Genomic DNA, 21,555 nt, shown 5'->3' with positions numbered 1-21,555 from the left:
CCACATTTGATTTGGGTGAAGCCAAAGACGTCACCCATGCCACAGGTTTGTGTTTAAACGGCTACTGCGCGTGGCTCACTGCGACGCAACGCCCGCATTTTGTGCAGCGTATCCGCGCACGTCTTCGCCGCTTCCTGACCTTTATGCACGAAATGCTCGAAGAAGAACTTCTGATGCTCTTCGCCGGCATGGAAGTGGTGCGGGGTCAAAACCACCGAGAACACCGGCACTTCGGTTTCCAGCTGAACCTGCATCAGGCCGCTGATTACCGACTGAGCGACGAATTCGTGGCGATAGATGCCGCCATCGACCACCAGGCCCGCCGCGACGATGCCGGCATAGCGGCCGGACTTGGCCAGCAGTTTGGCGTGCAGCGGAATTTCAAAGGCGCCGCCGACTTCGAAGAAATCGATGTCTGACTCCTGATAACCCTGAGCAATCATTTCGGCGACGAAGCCTTTACGGCTCTGATCGACGATTTCCTTGTGCCAGCAGGCCTGGATGAACGCGACGCGCTCGCCCTGATGGTTTTTGCTTTTGCTATCGATTGCGGTGGGTTGCATGTTCTGACTCCTGTTTGTGTGAAAAACAGGGCGTTATGAATCGAATGGGATTTTAGGGTACGCAGGCACAAATGCCTGCGGACGGCGCTTTGGTACAGAGCCTAGGCGGCGCCAATCCCGTTCTCTCTTCATCCGGACTATGACCGTCGGCCCCGGGATCACACCGGGTCTGCTGACCTTGCCGCCATCACAGCCATTGCCGTGCCTGTCGCCAAGCGCTCGCGGGCTATGCGCATTGCGCGCAATTACCGCCGGTGGGGAGTTACACCCCGCCCTGAGAACGTTTTGCCGCCAGATTGTTTGGCGGCGAAGCGTTTTTAACACATATTTTCGGGGCGTGCATGTCCAATACCGGTCAATCAAAATGCAGAACCTGTGGGAGCGGGCTTGCTCGCGAAAGCGGTTTAACATTCAACGCAAATGTTGACTGTCAGTCCGCCTTCGCGAGCAAGCCCGCTCCCACATGGATTGTGCTTTCTCGAGGAGTAACGTGCCTTTTCCTCGTTCAAGGCTTGATTATTCGCCGACATGACCGCAGTAATTCCAATCCAAAAGGGATTTTCCCTGCTTACCGAGGCCAGATTCATGAGCGTTATCGATCTTCGCAGCGACACCGTCACCCAACCGACCGCAGGGATGCTCGACGCGATGGCCAATGCGGCCACCGGTGACGACGTTTATGGCGAAGATCCGACGGTCAACCGCCTGGAGGCCGAACTGGCAAAACGACTGGGTTTTGCCGCTGCGCTGTTCGTGCCGACGGGCACCATGAGCAACTTGCTTGGCCTGATGGCCCACTGCGATCGCGGTGACGAATACATTGTCGGTCAGCAGGCCCACACCTATAAATACGAGGGTGGCGGCGCGGCTGTGCTCGGTTCGATCCAGCCGCAGCCACTGGAAGTGCAGGCCGATGGGTCGCTGGACCTGGCGCAGGTCGCTGCCGCGATCAAACCGGATGACTTCCACTTCGCCCGCACCCGTTTGCTGGCGCTGGAAAACACCATGCAGGGCAAGGTTCTGCCGCTGGAATATCTGGCCCGGGCTCGCAGCTTCACTCTTGAAAACGGTCTGGCGCTGCATCTGGATGGCGCGCGACTCTACAACGCGGCGGTCAAGTTGGGTGTCGACGCCCGGGAGATCACTCAGCATTTCGATTCGGTTTCGGTCTGCCTGTCCAAAGGTCTGGGCGCGCCGATCGGTTCGGTGCTGTGCGGCTCGGTCGAGTTGATCGCCAAGGCTCGGCGTCTGCGCAAAATGGTTGGCGGCGGCATGCGCCAGGCCGGGATTCTCGCCGCGGCAGGGCTTTATGCGCTGGATAACAATATTCAGCGCTTGGCCGATGACCATGCCAACGCACAAAAGCTGGCTGAAGGCTTGCGCGCGGCGGGCTATGAGGTCGAGCCTGTGCAGACCAATATGGTTTACGTGCAAATGGGCGACAAGGCTGACGCGATCAAGGCCTTCGCGGCGACGCGCGGGATCAAGCTCAGCGCTGCCGGTCGCCTGCGAATGGTTACGCACATGGACGTCAGCCGTGCGCAAATCGAGCAGGTCGTCGCTACATTCGTCGACTTTTCCCGCATCTGATCGCGTTAGCGGTCCAATTGACCGTTTCTATCGTATAAACACGCTGTACCCCGCGCGCAGGGCCGATATAATGCGGCCCTTTGCCGTCGCTTCGTCTGTTGACGTTTCGAACAGGCCTTTGGCCGCAGCCTCCGTGGAAGAACCTAATGAAAAGCGCAGAAATCCGTGAAGCCTTCCTTCGCTTCTTCGAAGAGCAAGGCCACACCCGTGTAGCCTCCAGCTCTTTGATTCCGGGCAACGACCCAACCCTGCTGTTCACTAACGCGGGGATGAACCAGTTCAAGGACTGCTTTCTGGGCCAGGAAAAGCGCGCGTACACCCGCGCTGTAAGCAGCCAGAAATGCGTGCGCGCCGGCGGCAAGCACAACGACCTGGAAAACGTCGGTTATACCGCCCGTCACCACACCTTCTTCGAAATGTTGGGTAACTTCAGCTTCGGTGATTATTTCAAGCGTGACGCCATCACCTACGCCTGGAACTTCCTGACCTCCGAGAAGTGGCTGAACCTGCCGAAAGAAAAGCTCTGGGTCACCGTCTACGCCAGCGATGACGAGGCGTACGACATCTGGACCAAAGACATCGGCGTGCCAGCCGAGCGCATGGTTCGCATCGGCGACAACAAAGGCGCGCCGTACGCTTCCGATAACTTCTGGACCATGGGCGATACCGGCCCGTGCGGTCCTTGCACCGAGATTTTCTATGATCACGGCGCCGACATCTGGGGTGGCCCACCGGGCTCGCCGGAAGAAGACGGCGACCGTTACATCGAGATCTGGAACAACGTGTTCATGCAGTTCAACCGCACCGCCGATGGCGTGTTGCACCCGTTGCCAGCGCCGTCGGTGGACACCGGCATGGGCCTGGAGCGGATCAGTGCCGTGCTGCAGCACGTACACTCGAACTATGAAATCGACCTGTTCCAGAGCCTGCTGACCGCATCGGCCAAAGCCATCGGTTGCACCAACGACGCTCAGGCGTCGCTGAAAGTCGTGGCTGACCACATTCGTTCGTGCGGCTTCCTGATTGCCGATGGCGTGCTGCCGTCCAACGAAGGTCGCGGTTATGTGCTGCGCCGGATCATTCGTCGCGCTTGCCGTCACGGCAACAAACTGGGCGCCAAGGGCAGTTTCTTCTACCAGATCGTTGCGGCCCTGGTCGCCGAAATGGGTGAAGCATTCCCTGAGCTGAAATCCCAACAGGCGCACATCGAGCGCGTCCTGAAAGCCGAAGAAGAGCAATTCGCCAAGACCCTGGAGCAAGGCCTGAAGATCCTCGAGCAGGATCTGGCCGAACTCAAAGGCGACGTGGTGCCGGGTGACGTGGTGTTCAAGCTTTACGACACTTACGGCTTCCCGATGGACCTGACCGGCGACATCGCTCGCGAGCGCAGCCTGACCATCGACGAGGAAGGCTTCGAGCGCGAAATGGAAGCCCAGCGCGTCCGTGCTCGCTCCGCCAGCTCCTTCGGCATGGACTACAACAGCCTGGTCAAGGTTGATGTGGCCACTGAGTTCACCGGTTACACCGCTCACAGTGGTTCCGCCAAAATCGTTGCTCTCTATAAAGACGGGCAATCGGTTGACGTACTGAGCGAAGGCGAAGAGGGCGTGGTCGTTCTCAATCAGACGCCGTTCTATGCGGAATCCGGTGGTCAGATTGGTGATTGCGGCTTCCTCCAGGCCGGCGCTGCGCGTTTCGACGTGCGCGACACCACCAAGACCGGCGGTGCGTTCCTGCACCACGGTGTGCTGGATTCGGGCAGCCTGATCGTGGGTACTCCGGTCGAGACTCATGTCGATGCCGAAGTGCGTCACGCGACTTCGCTGAACCACTCCGCCACTCACTTGCTGCACGCCGCATTGCGCCAGGTGCTGGGCGAGCATGTTCAGCAGAAAGGCTCGTTGGTCGACAGTCAGCGTCTACGCTTTGACTTCAGCCACTTCGAAGCGATCAAGCCTGAGCAGTTGAAGGCGCTGGAAGACATCGTCAACACCGAGATTCGCAAGAACTCCGAAGTTGAAACCGAAGAAACCGACATCGAAACCGCCAAGCAAAAAGGCGCCATGGCGCTGTTCGGCGAGAAGTACGGCGACAACGTTCGCGTGCTGAGCATGGGCGATTTCTCCGTCGAGCTGTGCGGCGGTATTCACGCCAACCGTACCGGCGACATCGGCCTGCTGAAAATCATCAGCGAAGGCGGTGTGGCCTCCGGCGTTCGTCGTATCGAGGCGGTGACCGGCGCAGCAGCGCTGGCCTACTTGAACGCGGCTGAAGAACAACTCAAGGAAGCGGCCAACCTGGTCAAGGGCAGCCGCGATAACCTGATCGACAAGCTGTCGGCTGTGCTGGAGCGCAACCGTCTGCTGGAGAAGCAACTCGAGCAGTTGCAAGCCAAGGCGGCCAGCGCGGCGGGCGACGATCTGTCGGCTTCTGCCCTGGACGTCAAAGGCGTGAAAGTGCTGGCCGTGCGTCTGGACGGTCAGGACGGCAAGGCGCTGCTGGCGCTGGTCGATCAACTGAAAAACAAACTCGGCCGCGCAGTGATCCTGCTCGGCAGTGTCCATGAGGAAAAGGTCGTTCTGGTTGCAGGCGTGACCAAAGACCTGACTGGCCAACTCAAAGCCGGTGATTTAATGAAACAGGCTGCTGCGGCAGTGGGCGGGAAGGGCGGTGGTCGTCCAGACATGGCGCAGGGCGGCGGTATTGACGCTGGCGCACTGGATGCCGCATTGGCCCTGACTGTTCCATTTGTAGAGCAGGGTTTATAAGGCAGTGTTTCTGGCCCGCGGTCTAGTGGCGGGCCAGAACGCTGTTTGAGTGATTATTGGGCGCCCTTCATGGGCAGAGGCGGCTTTGAAATGGCTTTGATCGTACAGAAATTTGGAGGCACCTCAGTCGGCACTGTCGAGAGAATCGAGCAGGTCGCCGACAAGGTTAAGAAATTCCGCGATGCGGGCGATGACCTGGTGGTTGTGCTGTCTGCAATGAGCGGCGAAACCAACCGTCTGATCGATCTGGCCAAGCAAATCAGTGGCGACGGTCAGCCGGTTCCTCGTGAGCTGGATGTGATCGTATCCACCGGTGAGCAGGTGACGATTGCACTGTTGGCCATGGCGCTGATCAAGCGCGGCGTGCCAGCGGTGTCGTACACCGGCAATCAGGTACGGATTCTGACGGATAGCGCGCACAATAAAGCGCGTATCTTACAGATTGATGACCAGAAGATTCGCGGTGACCTGAAGGCCGGTCGCGTGGTGGTCGTCGCCGGTTTCCAGGGCGTCGACGAGCACGGCAATATCACCACGCTCGGTCGTGGCGGTTCCGACACCACCGGCGTGGCGCTGGCAGCGGCCCTGAAGGCTGACGAATGCCAGATCTACACCGACGTCGACGGTGTCTACACCACCGACCCGCGTGTGGTGTCCGTGGCTCAGCGCCTGGACAAAATCACCTTTGAAGAGATGCTGGAAATGGCCAGCCTCGGTTCCAAGGTGTTGCAGATCCGTGCGGTGGAATTCGCCGGCAAGTACAACGTTCCGCTGCGCGTACTGCACAGCTTCAAGGAGGGTCCGGGCACCCTCATTACTATTGATGAAGAGGAAACCATGGAACAGCCGATCATTTCCGGCATCGCTTTCAACCGCGATGAAGCCAAGCTGACCATCCGTGGCGTGCCAGACACCCCGGGCGTGGCGTTCAAGATTCTCGGCCCGATCAGTGCCGCGAACATCGAAGTCGACATGATCGTGCAAAACGTTGCGCACGATAACACCACCGACTTCACCTTCACCGTGCACCGCAATGACTTCCAGGCGGCGCAAACCGTGCTGGAAAACACTGCTCGCGAGATCGGTGCCCGTGAAGTCATTGGCGATACCAAGATTGCCAAGGTCTCGATCGTCGGCGTTGGCATGCGCTCCCATGCGGGCGTGGCCAGCCGTATGTTCGAATCGCTGGCGAAAGAGAGCATCAACATCCAGATGATCTCGACGTCGGAAATCAAAGTATCCGTGGTGATCGAAGAGAAGTACCTGGAACTGGCTGTGCGCGCTCTGCACACGGCTTTCGAACTGGATGCGCCGGCCCGACAGGGCGAGTAATGCGTTTCCCGAAGGGCGCGGTCTGACCGCGCCCTTTGTTTTTTTGAATGGCGCGGCCCAAAGCTGTTCTTTTGCCCGCGCTAGTCAATACTCAGGCATGTAGGGCTGCGATCGTTCTGGTTGTAGGTCGAATGCCTTTTTTTTGCAGACTGTTGTCCCTGAAATGAAATGCGTGAGGAGAAAGGTATGCTGATTCTGACTCGTCGGTGCGCAGAAAGCCTGATTATTGGTGATGGCGAAATCACTGTGACCGTGCTCGGCGTTAAAGGAAATCAAGTGCGTATCGGTGTCAATGCCCCGAAAGAGGTTGCTGTGCACCGTGAAGAAATTTACCTGCGTATAAAGAAAGAGAAGGACGAAGAACCAAGCCATTAATTTTTATCGTTTTTTATGTTTGCAAACGGGGAAAAGGTTGGTTAAGATACGCCCCGTGTTGCGGAGAGCTGGCCGAGTGGCCGAAGGCGCTCCCCTGCTAAGGGAGTACACCTCAAAAGGGTGTCGGGGGTTCGAATCCCCCGTTCTCCGCCATTATTTGCGTAGTACGTTGTAATCTGGCTTCTTCGGTAAGTTGTTGAAATTACTAGAAAAAAGCGCTTTACAAAAAGATTCAACGGCCTATAATGCGCGGCAACAAATGCACTCGTAGCTCAGCTGGATAGAGTACTCGGCTACGAACCGAGCGGTCACAGGTTCGAATCCTGTCGAGTGCACCATTTAAGAGTTGTTTGCAGTAATGTGAATAACTTGGCTTCAACCAGTTGTGATCTGGTATAAAAACACAAATGCACTCGTAGCTCAGCTGGATAGAGTACTCGGCTACGAACCGAGCGGTCACAGGTTCGAATCCTGTCGAGTGCACCAAACACCAAAAAGCCCGCGTTTAACGCGGGCTTTTTGCCGTCTGCGATTTGGCTTTTCCTTTGGTACAACCTTTCTCGTCGAACTCGATATGAGCACTTCGCCCGCGCTTGTTGTCGTAGCGATAGCTTGTGGCGGAATTGCGGGTGTTGATCTTGTCGGGCTTGCCGAGAGCGCTTTCGACGTCCTGCTGACTCATGCCGGCAACGACCCGCTGATTGATGATCGCTATGCGGCGTTCCTTCGCGCTGAGCAGATTTCCACATTTGCCCTCGGACGGACCAACGATTGTCGGTTCTCTCCTTTGGAATTTCTTACCTGGTGTTTCGCGAAACTCGGCTTCTGGCATCAGGGGCGTCGCGCTGCCCGGCAAAAACGTGTGTACGTCCTGAAGTGAGAGGCTTTCTCCGGCCGTACAGCTCAAGGTCGTGAAGGTAATGTGCCCATTGGCGGCTTCGCACCGGTGAACGGTCGTGGCGAGCGCCTGGGGCGGCAGGCAGAGCAGGGCAGCAAGTAAATAACGAGCAATCGATGGCATTCGACGTCCTCCATGACGGTCTCCATCAAGGGTAGTCATTACATTTTCAGGCGGCAGTGTGTTTTCTTTTCAGAATAAGTCGTCGCAGTTTTATGGATCAGGATGGCGCTCAAGTTTGTCTCGCAAGCACTTGTTTCAGCCGTGATTTTTTAACGTTTAAAACCGTCAGGCGGTGTTATCATTGCGCCCGTCAGCCCCGCCGGGGCTTGTGGAATACCTCCATGGACTTACCCAGTAGTTACTCAGTACCCCGTTTTTCCAATCATGAATTGACTGATTGATCCTTCCGGCGTGCCCCGCTGCTGGGAGTGGAGTTCGCCTATGTCTGAAGTTGAAGTAAAGAAAACGCAGGAAAGCTTGCAGGACCGCCTCGCTCAAGTCGTTGAGCTGCTGCAGCGCCAGCGGGTGGTCGAAGACCTGACTCATCGCCAGGAAGGTCCGCATCACGACCGGGTCGAGAACCTGGTTCACCGGCAAAACCTCGTCGAGTTGCAGCGCAAGCTCGATGATCTGCACTCCGCCGACGTTGCCTACATCCTTGAAGCCTTGCCGCTGGACGATCGCCTGACGGTCTGGCAATTGGTCAAGGCCGATCGTGACGGCGACATTCTGCTCGAAGTATCCGATTCGGTTCGTGAAACCCTGATCGCCGACATGGACGATCACGAGCTCCTGGCAGCGGCCAAGGACATGGATGCCGACGAACTCGCTGACCTGGCCTCCGAGCTGCCGCGAGACGTCGTCCACGAGCTGATGGAAACCCTCGATGGTCAACAGCGTGAGCGCGTCCGCTCCGCGTTGTCCTATGACGAGGAGCAAGTCGGTGCGCTGATGGACTTCGAGATGGTGACCATCCGTGAGGATGTCAGTCTCGAAGTGGTTTTGCGTTACCTGCGCCGTCTCAAGGAGCTGCCGAGCCACACTGACAAACTGTTCGTGGTCGATTACGACGGCGTGCTCAAGGGCGTGTTGCCGATCAAGCGTCTGCTGGTCAACGACCCGGAAAAGCAAGTATCGGAAGTCATGGCCAGCGACCCGGTGAGTTTTCATCCGGACGAAGACGCTTACGAGGCCGCTCAAGCATTCGAGCGTTATGACTTGATCTCGGCCCCCGTGGTCGACAAGAACGGCAAGCTGATCGGTCGTCTGACCATCGATGAAATGGTCGACCTGATTCGTGAAGAGAGCGAAAACGAAGTTCTCAACATGGCGGGTCTGCGTGAAGAAGAAGATATTTTCGCGTCAGTCTGGAAATCCCTGCGCAACCGTTGGGCCTGGCTGGCGGTGAACCTGATTACTGCATTCATTGCATCCCGGGTGATCGGCCTGTTCGAAGGCTCTATCGAGAAACTGGTAGCACTTGCGGCATTGATGCCGATCGTTGCCGGTATCGGTGGCAACTCGGGTAACCAGACGATCACCATGATCGTTCGGGCCATGGCGCTGGATCAGGTCAGTACCGGCAATACATCGCGGCTGATGCGCAAGGAGTTGGCGGTCGGTTTGATCAATGGTCTGGTCTGGGGCGGCGTGATTGGTGTGGTGGCCTACCTGCTTTATGGCAGTTGGTCCCTGGGCGTGGTGATGACCGCCGCCATGACGCTTAACCTGTTGCTTGCCGCATTGATGGGGGTTTTGATTCCGATGACCCTGGCACGGCTTGGGCGCGACCCGGCAATGGGTGCAAGTGTGATGATCACTGCCATGACCGACAGCGGTGGCTTTTTCATATTTCTCGGGCTGGCGACGATTTTCCTGCTTTAACATCCTGCTTCAAAAAACAACCCGCCTGATCGGCGGGTTTTTTTTAGCCAAATTTCAGGCAAAAAAAAGCCAGCAATTACGCTGGCTTGAGCTTTCGGGATAAATCAGGAAGCGTCTGCGGCCATTTCGGCGTCATGGGCGATCAGCGAAACCAGAGCGTTTTGCTGACGGTGGGAGAGTTGGCGGAAGCGTTGCAGCAGTTCGCGTTCATGCAATGACAGCTCGGGGCTGTCCAGGCGCATGCTCAATTCTTCACCCAACGCGCCTTCCTGAATAAGGCTCTGCTCAAGGCGCGCGATGATTTCGGAGTTCATGCTGCGATGATGATTGCGAGCCACCTCGGCAATGCGTTCACGCATTCCGTCTGGCAGACGTACGACGAACTTGTCAGCCGTACGGCTGGAATAAATTGCCTGTTTCAATGGGCGCATATATTTAACCGGTTAGTTCAGGGGAGCGGTTCTCGGGATAGGCCGCAGGATGTCAGATAGGACAAGCACTCCGGCCAAATGTTCAACCTGAATTGATAGAGGCGCGCATCATGCCTCAAATTAGCCAGATCATTGGCGTCAATTCTGTGACAAATATTGATCTGGGTAAAGGCTTAATGCCAGCACCTATTATCAGAAATGCGGACTGGTTTGAAAATAATCCATGAGTCCGTATCGCTGAACCGCGTCCTCTTGCCCGACAGGTGATGCCCGAAGACGCCTGAAGGTGCATGCTATGCGGATTCGATCCTTGTTCCTTACCTTATACAGGATAGTGGCAAATGGCCGATTTACTAGTGTGGGCACGTGGCGCGGGATAATTTCAGGATGGATGGCAGGCTGATTTATTTAATGGGGCCTTCGGGATCCGGCAAGGACAGCCTCATCGAAGCCGCTCGCGGGCCGTTGCGCGCAGGCAATTGTGAAGTCGTGCGCCGCGTTATCACGCGCTCGGCGGAGTCCGTGGGTGAAGACGCCATCGAGGTTTCCCGCGAAGAGTTCGAGCGACGCAGAGCCAAAGGGGATTTTGCATTGTCGTGGCAAGCCAATGGGCTGAGTTACGGTATTCCTGTGCGCATAGACCAATGGCTCGCGGACGGTCGCAATGTGTTGATCAACGGTTCTCGCGGGCACCTGGCAGAAGCGCAACAGCGCTATCCCACGCTATTGCCGGTGTTGTTGACGGTCAAGGATGAAGCCCTGCGCGAGCGTCTGCTACGGCGGGGGCGTGAGAGCCCGGCAGAAATTGAAGCAAGACTGCGCCGTAATGCGCTGTTTACGGCTGATGATTCAATCGGTGATCTGCAGATCCGCCGACTCGATAACTCCGGCGACCTTGCTGGCACCGTTGCCAATCTACTGAAACTGCTGAGCCTCAGCGCAACACCGGATCGAACTTGATCTTGCGCCCGGCGATCAGCGCCAACACGAACAATGCACCGAACACGCCGCAAGCAATCAGGGGCAGGGTGACGACCGTGTCCTCGACCAATGACAGATGAAGGATGCCACTCAGTAAGGCGAGGACGAAAAATCCTGCGGCTGATTTGGACATACGGTGCTCCTGATGGGGGGATTCAAAATACCAAGCGTTCGAAAGAGTGTGTACGCGGCTGAACAGTCTCCTGGCTCACCTCTTGGCCGACAACACTGCGTTGATCGTTTGTGACTGCCAATTGAGGCGTTTTTTGCAGCTGCAGGTAATGAGGTATGCGTTGAGCAATTGTCGTAGCGTCGTTTTCGGGGAAGAAATGAAAACCCAACAGAACCGCCAAAGCGACCGCGTTCGCGATTAAAAGCGCGCTGTTCATGGGGCTGAACTCCTGTGTTCGTTGAGAACAGTCGAAGCAGCCCGCATGCCAAAAGTTTAACGGCTATTAAATCCTTTAAAAACAATGAATTAAGATATTTTTTCAAACTGGTTGCATTGCATTTTGCAATGATGGCATTTTGCGGTGATGCAATTTGCACGGTAAACAAAGCCACGCTGCCGGAGGCGTCTGCCTACACTTAAAAAGCCCTACGGACGACATGACAAAAGCCGGCCTGCCCGTTAACATGCACGCCGTCCATCGCTCCGCATTCCTTGCGGGGCGACTTGTGTCTCAGTAGCTCAATTGGATAGAGCATCCCCCTCCTAAGGGGAAGGTTGGCAGTTCGAACCTGCCCTGGGACACCACCTATTTGAAAGCCCCACGCAGAGTGATCTGGTGGGGCTTTTTTGTGGCTGTCTGCAGCGGTGGATTCAACTCCAGCCCAACATCAAGCCGTCAGCGTATGGTCCGCCTCCCCAAACCAGGTGCGCACCAGATCGGCGCCGCTCGTGCCCGTGTTGGCAAGGACCGCCACATCGGCGAAGTTCGCACCATTGGCTGTGCCATCGGTATCTACCTTCACGGTGATGTCGCTGCCTGATTGCGCCAGTTGGACGAAGTCGGACGCCTGGCTGACGCCGCTAACGAAGTTGGCGCTGAGCAGTGCAGAGAGGTCGAGCGCGTCACCTTCAGCGAAGTTGTAGTCGAGGATGGTATCCCCGCCTTCCGCCGCGTTGAGGTAGGCGAACACATCGGCTCCCGCACCACCGCTGAGTGTGTCCTCCCCACCACGACCCGCGAGAATGTCGTTGCCGTCGCCACCACTGAGTACGTCCGCCGCCATACTGCCCACCAGTGTGCCGCTGGATTCGCCGTGGTAACTGACTTGGGTACCGGCCTCGCCGTTCGTGAGCTGGAAGTCCTCCACCGTGTAGTGCCCCAGCAGATTCACCTCAGCCCGGTGCGTGCCGTCGTCCACTGTCAGCAGACCGCCGGCGCCAGAGGCGTTGGCGCTGTAGGTGAGCTGGGTGTTGGCGCCGAAGGCGAGATCGCCGAAGGTCAGCATGTCATCGCTTTCCAGACCGAGGATGCCGACCAAGGACCCCGCCGCTTCGGCCTGTGCGATCACCAGTGTGCCCGCGCCTTCGCCGTGGAACGCGACGGACCCGTGTGCCGCGCCAGAAAAGGTCAGTGTCGCATCGCCGTCGATGGTGGCGCTGCCGTTGCCCATCACGTCGGCCAGCAGGCGCATGTCGCCACCGTTGGCCCATAAGTGGCCGGAGTTGTCGACCGCACTGACCACCGTCATGCCGCCTTCACCTGTGGACTCCAGCACCCCGCTGTTGGTGATGGTGTGGGTGCCGGTGTCGAGCACCAGGCTGTTCAGCCCGCTGGCCAGGATCAACCCCGCATTAACCAATACCATCTGCCCGGCACCCAACTGGCCGGCGCCGGAAATACGGTTGTCGACGTTGGTCAGGACGGTGTCGGCACTGCCGCCGAAAATCACATTTTGCGCGCTGTCGGATAGCTGCACCTGGCCGCCACCGGTCAAGGTCGCGCCACGGAACAGAATCTCAAGATTGGTCTCGCTGCCAGTGGAGCCGAGTTCGATGGTGCCGCTATTATGAATGCTGCCACCGAACGGCATGATCGCGCCGTCGGCAATGGTGAGGGTACCGGTATTGGTCATGACCGGATCCACATCGAACTGGAAGTTCGCTTCGCTCAAGTTAGCGGCATCGACACCTTTAAGGGTGACCGACTGGCCGGAGCTGATGCTGACCAGCGCATTGCCGTTGGCGTCGTTAGTGATACTCAAATCAGCAAAGTTGGTGACGCCCGCGAAGCCGATCAAGTCGATCTTGTCCGCCGTGACATCGAAACTGTAGATCTGGTTGTTGCCGATCGGCTGGGCGAAGACGAAGGTGTCGGCACCGGACGAGCCAGTCAGGTTATCGTCGGCGGACAAGGCGAAGATTGGAGTGCCGGGGGCAAAGGCTTCGACGTTATTGAACACATAGGAACTGCCCACACTGCCGTCGGCGTTGGTCCAAGTCATGTTGATGTGGAGCACCGCGGCGCCCGTGAAGCCTTCTGGTGTTGTCACGGTCAATGCGCCGGGATCATTGGTCTGCACGGTCCAGCTGCCGTCGCCGTTGTTGGTTCCGGTGTTTAGAATCCAATTTGATGGAACGTTGGTAACTGTGACAACAAAGCTGTCGCTCAGGCCTGCTGATGGATCGGCAATCGCAAGGTTTATCGCTTCTCCGGACACTCCCGCAGGGTAAGTCAGGCTAATGCTTGTTGCAGCACTAACGTTGCCTGCCGCGTCCGTAGCCGTGACAAATAGCGTCTTGGTACCCGTAAACTTGTCCTCCAAATCGATATTGGCGAATTGACCGCCGGTATTGGTCGTTCCGGTCCCAATTTCTGTGTCGCCGGCGCCAAATACGCCGTTGCCATTGTCCAGGTAAACCTTAATGGATGAATTTGCCTCGGCGCTCCCTGAAAGCTTATGGTTTGGGCCACCGGTCTTGTTGTAAGTCAGCCCAGTCGGTGACGCTGGCGGTGTCATATCAACTGGAGTCTCAACTACGTTCTGCACGTTTACCGTAATCGTCTGGGTGTCGGTTCCGCCATTGCCGTCGGCCACCTGAACGTCCACAACATAGGCGTTGTCACCGTCAGCGTCACCGACATCCTGGGCATTTTCGTAATCCGGCGCCGAATTGAACGTCAGCACTCCGCTCGAACTGATCGAGAACTTGCTGAAGTCCGTCCCGGCCGTATTCAGGATCGAGTAGCTCAGCGTTTGTGCCGGAAGATCAACGTCAGTTGCCACCACCGTCGTGACTGCCGTGGTGTTTTCCGCCACGCTGACCGAGGCCGTCGCACCACCACCGTTGGAGGTGATCGTCGGGGAGTCGTTGCTGCCGTTAATGGTGACCGTCACCGCGGTCGCGGTGCCGTCGGCACTGAGTACCGTGAAGGTATCGGTCAGGCTGTCGCCGACATTCAGTGCGTTGAATGCCGAGTTGGCGGTATAGCTCCAGTTGCCCGCGGTATTGATGGCGAAGGTTCCGTTGGCGCCGGCGGTGCCGGATTGGGCCTGGAAGGTTTCCGGGTTGTCGACGTCGCTGATGGTGAGGGTGCCAGCTGTGGTCAGCGGGGCATTGGTCTCGGTCAGCGTGATGCTGGCTGAGGACAGCACGGCGGCGTCGTTGGTCCCGAGGATATTGACGGTGACCGAGGTGAGGGTGCCATCGGCGCTGCTCACTGAGAAAGTGTCGATGTAGGTGGTGCCTGCAGCGAACTCGTTGTGGGCGGAGTCGGCGACATAGCTCCAGGCACCATTAGTGCCGATGGAGAACTGGCCATAGCTGCCGGCGGTGTTGGACTGGGCGACGAAGGTTGCGGCGCTGTCGACGTCGCTGATGGTGAGGGTGCCGTTGGTGGTCAGCGGGGCATTGGTTTCGGTCAGGTTGGCGATGTCGGCGGACAGCACGGCGGCGTCGTTGGTCCCGAGGATATGCACGGTAACCGAAGTGAGGGTGCCATCGGCGCTGCTCACCACGAAGGTGTCGGTGTAGGTGGTGCCGGCGACGAACTCGTTGTGGGCGGTATTGGCGACATAGGTCCAAACACCATTAGTGCCGATGGAGAACTGGCCATAGCTGCCGGCGGTGTTGGACTGGGTGACGAAGGTTGCGGCGCTGTCGACGTCGCTGATGGTGAGGGTTCCGTTGGTGGTCAGTGGGGCATTGGTCTCGGTCAGGTTGGCGATGTCGGCGGACAACACCGCGGCATCGTTGGTGCCGAGGATATGCACGGTGACTGAAGTGAGGGTGCCATCGGCGCTGCTCACCGCGAAGGTGTCGGTGTAGGTGGTGCCGGCGACGAACTCGTTGTGGGTGGTATTGGCGACATAGGTCCAAGCACCATTAGTGCCGATGGAGAACTGGCCGTAACTGCCGGCGGTGTTGGTCTGGGTGACGAAGGTTGCGGCGCTGTCGACGTCGCTGATGGTGAGGGTGCCGTTGGTGGTCAGTGGGGCATTGGTCTCGGTCAGGTTGGCAATGTCGGCGGACAACACCGCAGCATCGTTGGTCCCGAGGATATGCACGGTGACCGAAGTGAGAGTGCCGTCGGCGCTGCTCACCGCGAAGGTGTCGGTGTAGGTGGTGCCGGCGACGAACTCGTTGTGGGCGTTATTGGCGACATAGCTCCAGGCACCATTGGTGCCGATGGAGAACTGGCCATAACTGCCGGCGGTGCCAGGCTGCGCGACGAAGGTCGCCGCGCTGTCGACGTCACTGATGGTCAGCGTACCGTTGGTGGTCAGCGGGGCATTGGTTTCGGTCAGTGTGACGTTGGCCGAGGACAACACGGCCGCATCGTTAGTACCGGTAACGGTAACGGTCACCAGTTGGGTGTCTACGCCACCGAGGCCATCGCTGACCTGCACGCTGAACACTTCATCGTGACTTTCGCCAGCCCCCAGCGACTGCACCGCACTGGCGACACCATCGGTGCCATTGGCCAGGGTGTAAGTCCATTGGCCGGTGCTGTCCACCGCGATCGAGCCGTAAGTGCCCGAAGCCAAGCCATTGATTGTCCAGGTGGCCGTGGCAGCATGATCGATGTCGGCCGAGCTGAACTGGCCGCTGACGCTGAGCGCGGTGTCTTCCTGCACCGTGCCGGCATCATTGCCCGTTGCGAAGCTGAGCACGGGCGCGTCGTTAGTGCCGCTGACGGTGACGGTCACCAACTGAGTGTCTACGCCGCCGAGGCCATCGCTGACCTGCACGCTGAACACTTCGTCATGACTCTCGCCCACCTTCAGTGACTGCACCGCACTGGCGACACCATCGGTGCCATTGGCCAGGGTGTAAGTCCATTGGCCGGTGCTGTCCACCGCGATCGAACCGTAGGTGCCGGTATTCGTACCGGCAATGCTCCAAGTGGCCGTGGCCGCGTGATCGATGTCGGCCGAACTGAACTGGCCGCTGACGCTGAGCGTGGTGTCTTCCTGCACTGCGCCGGCATCATTGCCTGTCGCGAAGCTGAGGACCGGCGCATCGTTAGTGCCGCTGACGGTAACGGTCACCAGTTGGGTGTCTACGCCGCCGAGGCCATCGCTGACCTGCACGCTGAACACTTCGTCATGACTCTCGCCCACCTTCAGTGACTGCACCGCGCTGGCGATGCCATCGGTGCCGTTGGCCAGGGTGTAAGTCCATTGGCCGGTGCTGTCCACCGCGATCGAGCCGTAAGTGCCCGAAGCCAAGCCATTGATTGTCCAGGTGGCTGTGGCAGTGTGATCGATGTCGGCCGAACTGAACTGGCCGCTGACGCTGAGCGTGGTGTCTTCCTTCACCGTGCCGGCATCATTGCCCGTTGCGAAGCTGAGCACGGGCGCGTCGTTAGTGCCGCTGACGGTGACGGTCACCAGTTGGGTGTCCATGCCGCCGAGGCCATCGCTGACCTGCACGCTGAACACTTCATCATGACTTTCTCCAGCCTTCAGCGACTGCACTGCACTGGCGACACCATCGGTGCCATTGGCCAGGGTGTAAGTCCATTGGCCGGTGCTGTCCACCGCGATCGAGCCGTAAGTGCCCGAAGCCAAGCCATTGATTGTCCAGGTGGCTGTGGCAGTGTGATCGATGTCGGCCGAACTGAACTGGCCGCTGACGGTGAGCGTGGTGTCTTCCTTCACCGTGCCGGCATCATTGCCCGTTGCGAAGCTGAGCACGGGCGCGTCGTTAGTGCCGGTGACGGTGACGGTCACCAACTGAGTGTCTACGCCGCCGAGGCCATCGCTGACCTGCACGCTGAACACTTCATCATGACTTTCGCCAGCCCCCAGCGACTGCACTGCACTGGCGACACCATCGGTGCCATTGGCCAGGGTGTAAGTCCATTGGCCGGTGCTGTCCACCGCGATCGAACCGTAGGTGCCGGTATTCGTACCGGCGATGCTCCAAGTGGTCGTCGCAGCATGATCGATGTCGGCGGAGCTGAACTGACCGCTGACGGTGAGCGTGGTGTCTTCCTTCACCGTGCCGGCATCATTGCCCGTTGCGAAGCTGAGCACGGGCGCGTCGTTAGTGCCGCTGACGGTAACGGTCACCAGTTGGGTGTCCATGCCGCCGAGGCCATCGCTGACCTGCACGCTGAACACCTCATCGTGACTTTCGCCAGCCCCCAGCGACTGCACTGCACTGGCGACACCATCGGTGCCATTGGCCAGGGTGTAAGTCCATTGGCCGGTGCTGTCCACCGCGATCGAACCGTAGATGCCGGTATTCGTACCGGCAATGCTCCAAGTGGCCGTGGCCGCGTGATCGATGTCGGCCGAACTGAACTGACCGCTGACGCTGAGCGTGGTGTCTTCCTGCACCGCGCCGGCATCGTTGCCCGTTGCGAAGCTGAGCACCGGCGCATCGTTAGTGCCGGTGATAGTGATGGTCACCGTCTGCGTCGCCGAGGCAGCATTAGCCGCGCCGCTGTCGTCGGTAGCGACCACCGCGTACGAGAAGGTGATGGTTTCACCCGCACCGAGGAAGTCGAGGTTCTGATTGCTGCTGTAGTCCCAGCTGTTCTGGTCGACCGAGAAACCAGCTACCAGTGCCGAGGCCACGGTCGCATTGAGGGCGCCGCCGCTCCAGGCGATGTCACCGTTGGCGGTCTGCGACACGGTGACCGTGTCGGTACTGTCCAGATCGGCAAAGCTTAGTGCACCGCTGTCGCTCAGGGTGGCCGTGCCATTGCCTTCGCTCATTGCGCCGGTGGTGTCGGTAATCGTCAGCGTCGGCTGGTCGTTGGTGCCAGTAATCGTGATGGTCACGGTCTGCACCGCGCCGTCGCCGATCGCCACGTTATAGGTTTGCGAGACGCTCTGGCCTTCGCCGAGGAACTGCAGGGCGGCGTTGTTCACCGCGAAGTTCCAGCCCAGCGAACCGCTGCCCGTGCCGGTGCTGTCGCTCAGTGGATTGGTGGTGAAGCTGCCCAGATAGCCGGAAGCGCCCGGCGTGACGCTGACGCTGTGGGTATCGATCAGGTCGACGTCGGTGAAGGTAATGTTGCCGCTGGCTGCGTAGTCGCCGCTGTCTTCCTTGGCATCGCCGGCCTGCACGCCGCTGGTGATCTGCACCTGATCGTTGTCGCCGGTAATGGTGATGGTCACGGTCTGCACCGCGCCGTCGCCGATCGCCACGTTATAGGTTTGCGTGACGCTCTGGCCTTCGCCGAGGAACTGCAGGGCGGTGTTGTTCACCGCGAAGTTCCAGCCCAGAGAACCACTGCCCGTACCGGTGCTGTCGCTCAGTGGATTGGTGGTGAAGCTGCCCAGATAACCGGAAGCGCCCGGCGTGACAGTGACGCTGTGGGTGTCGATCAGGTCGACGTCGGTGAAAGTGATGTTGCCGCTGGCCGCGTAGTCGCCGCTGTCTTCCCCGGCATCGCCAGCCTGCACGCCGCTGGTGATCTGCACCTGATCGTTGTCGCCGGTAATCGTGATGGTCACGGTCTGCACCGCGCCGTCGCCGATCGCCACGTTATAGGTTTGGGTGACGATCTGGCCTTCGCCGAGGAACTGCAACGCGGAGTTGTTCACCGCGAAGTTCCAGCCCAGCGAACCGCTGCCCGTACCGGTGCTGTCGCTCAGTGGATTGGTGGTGAAGTTGCCCAGATAGCCGGAAGCGCCCGGCGTGACGGTGACGCTGTGGGTGTCGATCAAGTCGACGTCGGCGAAGGTGATGCTGCCGCTGGCCGCGTAGTCGCCGCTGTCTTCCACGGCATCGCCGGCCTGCACGCCGCTGGTGATCTGCACCTGATCGTTGTCGCCGGTAATCGTAATGGTCACGGTCTGCACCGCGCCGTCGCCGATCGCCACGTTATAGGTTTGGGTGACGATCTGGCCTTCGCCGAGGAACTGCAACGCGGCGTTGTTCACCGCAAAGTTCCAGCCCAGCGAACCGCTTCCCGTGCCGGTGCTGTCGCTCAGTGGATCGGTGGTGAAGTTGCCCAGATAACCGGAAGCGCCCGGCGTGACGGTGACGCTGTGGGTGTCGATCAGGTCGACGTCGGTGAAGGTGATGCTGCCGCTGGCCGCGTAGTCGGCGCTGTCTTCCCCGGCATCGCCGGCCTGCACACCGCTGGTGATCTGCACCTGATCGTTGGTGCCGGTGATGGAGATAGTCACATTCTGCGTGGTCGACGAGCCATGCCCATCATTGATGGTGACCACATAGGCTTCAGTAACTGTCTGCCCCTGGGCCAGGGATTGGGCTGCCGCATTATCCAGGGCGTAAGTCCAGTTAACCGTGCCGTCGGCTGCGTTGGCCGCTTCAGTGACTGATGCAAGGGTGAAGTTGCCCAGCGCGGTGGCATTGCCTCCCGCAGCCACGAAAGAGGCGGTATGCGTGTCACTCAGGTCAACATCGCTAAAGGCAATAGTGCCCGAGGTGCTCAGCGAGTCGGTCGGGCTCGGCGTCGTGGTCGCATCTTCGGTTACCGTGCCAGCCTGAACGCCGATGCTCATCGTCACACTGTCATTCACGCCAGCGAACTGCACCTGCGCAGTGGCCCAGCTGAGCGTGCCGTTGCCGAGACGAATCGCATAAGTAAAGCTGTCCGTCAGGGACGCTCCAGCGGCAAGTGACTGGAGTTGTGCCTTGAAAGCAGTCGACAACGTTGCGGCGTCGTAGCCGACCTTGCCATCCGACGTAATCCAGATCTTTGCCCCGTTGAAACTGGTGTCAGTACTTGTCGCCTCAATTCTGCCTGTGTCCTGGATCAGGAGATCGGCCGGCGCATAAATCTTGGTGGCAGTGGAAAGACTGGTCGCGTCATCCAGTGACCACAATGTCTTTGCGCTGCCGCCGAGGTCATTGGACATGACGTCCAGGTACACGACCCCCAGCAGGTCTTCTGTGATGTCCGCGGTGCTCGTGCCAATAACACCGGTAGTGAAAATGTCGTCCTGCGCCTGCGGAGTGTTGGAAAGCGAAGTAACGGTGCCGCCGCTGGTCGTTGTGGTGGTAGCCATGTCTTTCTCCCGAAAATGCCATTTTTTTATTTTTAGAATCGCTAGGGACTGCTAACAGGACGAAGTCCGGTTCTTGCACCGCTCAGGTAGTTCAAGAGTGGTGCGAGGCGGCCGCCGGACATCGCCGGCCTGACGGGCCAGGCGCTGTAGGCAGAGGCGCGTGGGTATTGCGAGGATGGAAAAATTCGCCGCGCTTGAGGAGCGGATTGCAGGACAGGTCGGGCGAATGTGAGCCCGAAGCTGGGGCTGCGCTGCACATGGCACGCAATAGACTGAGAGCACCCATGTGGCAGGGACTCCTGAAATAATGGCTGGATGAGGCCGTGTTTTGAGGTAGCACTGACTCAGGGATACGGCCTTTCCTGATATCAGTTTGATGTGTGTTTAGTTGTGGGGGCAGGCTTTGTAAAGGTGTTAACCGCAGCTAACAGTGCGGTGTGCCAATATTCCGACAGGCGGGTATTTGGGTGTCAATATTATGTCGATTTGTTTTTGGCGAAGGGGGCCAGAGGCACTCAATAATGGCTTGGTCGAATGAGCTGAAACCCAAGTGGGGCATGGTCTGGCTGAGGAATACCGGCTCTTGGACTTCATCAAATCTCAGCATTCAGCTGTTAAAAACGCCCGCTAGAGCCTCTGCTTTGGCGGTTTTTTTTACGCCCGAACCACCCGACGACCTACATGGAAAGTCTGTCATTGCTGTGCCTTACTGCTCACTCCACAAGGAGCCAAGCAATGCGACACAGAGGCGCGCGGTTCTGGTTATGGACCGATAACCGGTTACCTCTCCACACTCATGAAGAAGTGCTCAGCGATGGCGTGCAAGTGGAAGTGCGGGTGCGGGTGAGTCATGAAGGTGTCACCCAGGTGTTCATAGGTATTTACGATGATCATGGGGTCATGCTGTGTGAGGAGTTTCACGACAGGGACCGCGAAGAGCCTTACTGCGCGGCGTTGAAGTGGGGGGCTCAGCGAGCCAGGGAGATAATGGCGGACACAAAGGGGTTCGTCGCACCGCATCGGGTGCAGTTGGCGCTAGGCCCGGTCATCACCGATGAGTCGGTACTGGCGTTGCGGCGGATGGAAATGAGCGAGCATGAGCGTTTGAAGCTCAGATGCGAAGACGCTTGGTCGGAATACCTGGCCGCCAAGGCGGCCATGTTGAACCTCATGCGAGCGTCTAAAGTCGATCCCAAGGTATGGGCAGACCACAAGGAGCGACTGAGACAAGCAATCGATCGGCGCGTTTGTGTGCAACGCGCCTATTTACGCTGAGCCATTGC

General features: G+C 58.6%; 13 protein-coding genes, 4 tRNA genes and 1 riboswitch. Of the genes, 11 read left to right on the top strand and 6 right to left on the bottom strand.

Going from position 1 to position 21,555, the window contains the following annotated elements; translation table 11 throughout:
• Window positions 1-53 precede the first annotated feature (53 nt).
• Window positions 54-563, bottom strand: a complete 510-nt coding sequence (locus tag KVG95_RS26135) for a 6,7-dimethyl-8-ribityllumazine synthase (RefSeq protein WP_008071834.1) — start codon at window positions 561-563, stop codon at window positions 54-56.
• A 115-nt stretch (window positions 564-678) separates the two neighbouring features.
• Window positions 679-849: riboswitch (FMN riboswitch) on the bottom strand.
• A gap of 299 nt (window positions 850-1,148) precedes the next feature.
• On the opposite strand from KVG95_RS26135, the gene ltaE reads away from it, so the two are divergent.
• The 7 genes from ltaE to KVG95_RS26100 all read left to right on the top strand — a co-directional run bounded on the left by ltaE (window position 1,149) and on the right by KVG95_RS26100 (window position 7,114).
• Complete coding sequence (gene ltaE / locus KVG95_RS26130; RefSeq protein WP_217858439.1) at window positions 1,149-2,153, top strand: low-specificity L-threonine aldolase; 1,005 nt, start codon at window positions 1,149-1,151, stop codon at window positions 2,151-2,153.
• A gap of 146 nt (window positions 2,154-2,299) precedes the next feature.
• Window positions 2,300-4,921, top strand: coding sequence for an alanine--tRNA ligase (gene alaS / locus KVG95_RS26125; RefSeq protein ID WP_217858438.1), 2,622 nt, complete (start codon window positions 2,300-2,302; stop codon window positions 4,919-4,921).
• Between the two features lie 90 nt (window positions 4,922-5,011).
• Window positions 5,012-6,253, top strand: a complete 1,242-nt coding sequence (locus KVG95_RS26120; RefSeq protein WP_052966529.1) for an aspartate kinase — start codon at window positions 5,012-5,014, stop codon at window positions 6,251-6,253.
• A gap of 186 nt (window positions 6,254-6,439) precedes the next feature.
• Window positions 6,440-6,628 (top strand): carbon storage regulator CsrA, encoded by a 189-nt coding sequence (csrA, locus tag KVG95_RS26115; RefSeq protein WP_002554426.1) that lies wholly within the window; start codon window positions 6,440-6,442, stop codon window positions 6,626-6,628.
• 62 nt (window positions 6,629-6,690) lie between these two features.
• A tRNA-Ser gene (locus KVG95_RS26110) sits at window positions 6,691-6,781 on the top strand.
• A gap of 108 nt (window positions 6,782-6,889) precedes the next feature.
• Window positions 6,890-6,966: transfer RNA gene (locus KVG95_RS26105), tRNA-Arg, on the top strand.
• 71 nt (window positions 6,967-7,037) lie between these two features.
• A tRNA-Arg gene (locus KVG95_RS26100) sits at window positions 7,038-7,114 on the top strand.
• Window positions 7,115-7,133: 19 nt separating this feature from the next.
• On the opposite strand, the gene KVG95_RS26095 is transcribed toward KVG95_RS26100, so the two are convergent.
• The gene (locus tag KVG95_RS26095) at window positions 7,134-7,649 is read right to left on the bottom strand and encodes a cell envelope protein SmpA (protein ID WP_217858437.1); all 516 of its coding nucleotides are present in this window, start codon (window positions 7,647-7,649) and stop codon (window positions 7,134-7,136) included.
• 321 nt (window positions 7,650-7,970) lie between these two features.
• On the opposite strand from KVG95_RS26095, the gene mgtE reads away from it, so the two are divergent.
• Entirely contained in the window at window positions 7,971-9,413 is a 1,443-nt protein-coding gene (gene mgtE / locus KVG95_RS26090) for a magnesium transporter (protein ID WP_052966531.1), read from the top strand.
• A gap of 104 nt (window positions 9,414-9,517) precedes the next feature.
• Here mgtE and KVG95_RS26085 read toward each other — a convergent pair whose 3' ends face one another.
• Window positions 9,518-9,844 carry an Arc family DNA-binding protein gene (locus KVG95_RS26085; protein ID WP_003178899.1) on the bottom strand — a complete coding sequence of 109 codons (327 nt, stop codon included), beginning with the start codon at window positions 9,842-9,844 and terminating at the stop codon, window positions 9,518-9,520.
• A gap of 387 nt (window positions 9,845-10,231) precedes the next feature.
• On the opposite strand from KVG95_RS26085, the gene phnN reads away from it, so the two are divergent.
• A complete protein-coding gene (gene phnN / locus KVG95_RS26080) occupies window positions 10,232-10,804 on the top strand; it encodes a phosphonate metabolism protein/1,5-bisphosphokinase (PRPP-forming) PhnN (protein ID WP_217858436.1) in 573 nt (190 codons plus the stop codon).
• Here the strand turns inward: phnN and KVG95_RS26075 are convergent.
• Together KVG95_RS26075 and KVG95_RS26070 are read right to left on the bottom strand one after the other, a co-directional pair.
• Window positions 10,779-10,958: a PA3371 family protein gene (locus tag KVG95_RS26075; protein WP_052966533.1), complete on the bottom strand. Its 180-nt coding sequence runs from the start codon at window positions 10,956-10,958 to the stop codon at window positions 10,779-10,781. The genes phnN and KVG95_RS26075 overlap by 26 nt on opposite strands.
• A 22-nt stretch (window positions 10,959-10,980) precedes the next feature.
• On the bottom strand, window positions 10,981-11,214 hold the full coding sequence (locus KVG95_RS26070; protein WP_217858435.1) for a hypothetical protein: 234 nt from the start codon (window positions 11,212-11,214) through the stop codon (window positions 10,981-10,983).
• Window positions 11,215-11,505: 291 nt separating this feature from the next.
• On the opposite strand from KVG95_RS26070, the gene KVG95_RS26065 reads away from it, so the two are divergent.
• Window positions 11,506-11,582: transfer RNA gene (locus KVG95_RS26065), tRNA-Arg, on the top strand.
• Between the two features lie 83 nt (window positions 11,583-11,665).
• Here KVG95_RS26065 and KVG95_RS26060 read toward each other — a convergent pair.
• A complete protein-coding gene (locus tag KVG95_RS26060; protein WP_217858434.1) occupies window positions 11,666-20,272 on the bottom strand; it encodes a beta strand repeat-containing protein in 8,607 nt (2,868 codons plus the stop codon).
• Between the two features lie 735 nt (window positions 20,273-21,007).
• Here KVG95_RS26060 and KVG95_RS26055 point away from each other — a divergent pair.
• Window positions 21,008-21,547: a hypothetical protein gene (locus KVG95_RS26055; RefSeq protein WP_217858433.1), complete on the top strand. Its 540-nt coding sequence runs from the start codon at window positions 21,008-21,010 to the stop codon at window positions 21,545-21,547.
• Window positions 21,548-21,555 lie beyond the last annotated feature (8 nt).

It is taken from the genome of Pseudomonas farris (genome assembly GCF_019145235.1).
GTDB lineage: Bacteria > Pseudomonadota > Gammaproteobacteria > Pseudomonadales > Pseudomonadaceae > Aquipseudomonas > Aquipseudomonas farris.
The sequence above is the reverse complement of the archived record's forward strand: the minus strand, read 5'-3'. Positions and strand labels throughout refer to the sequence as shown.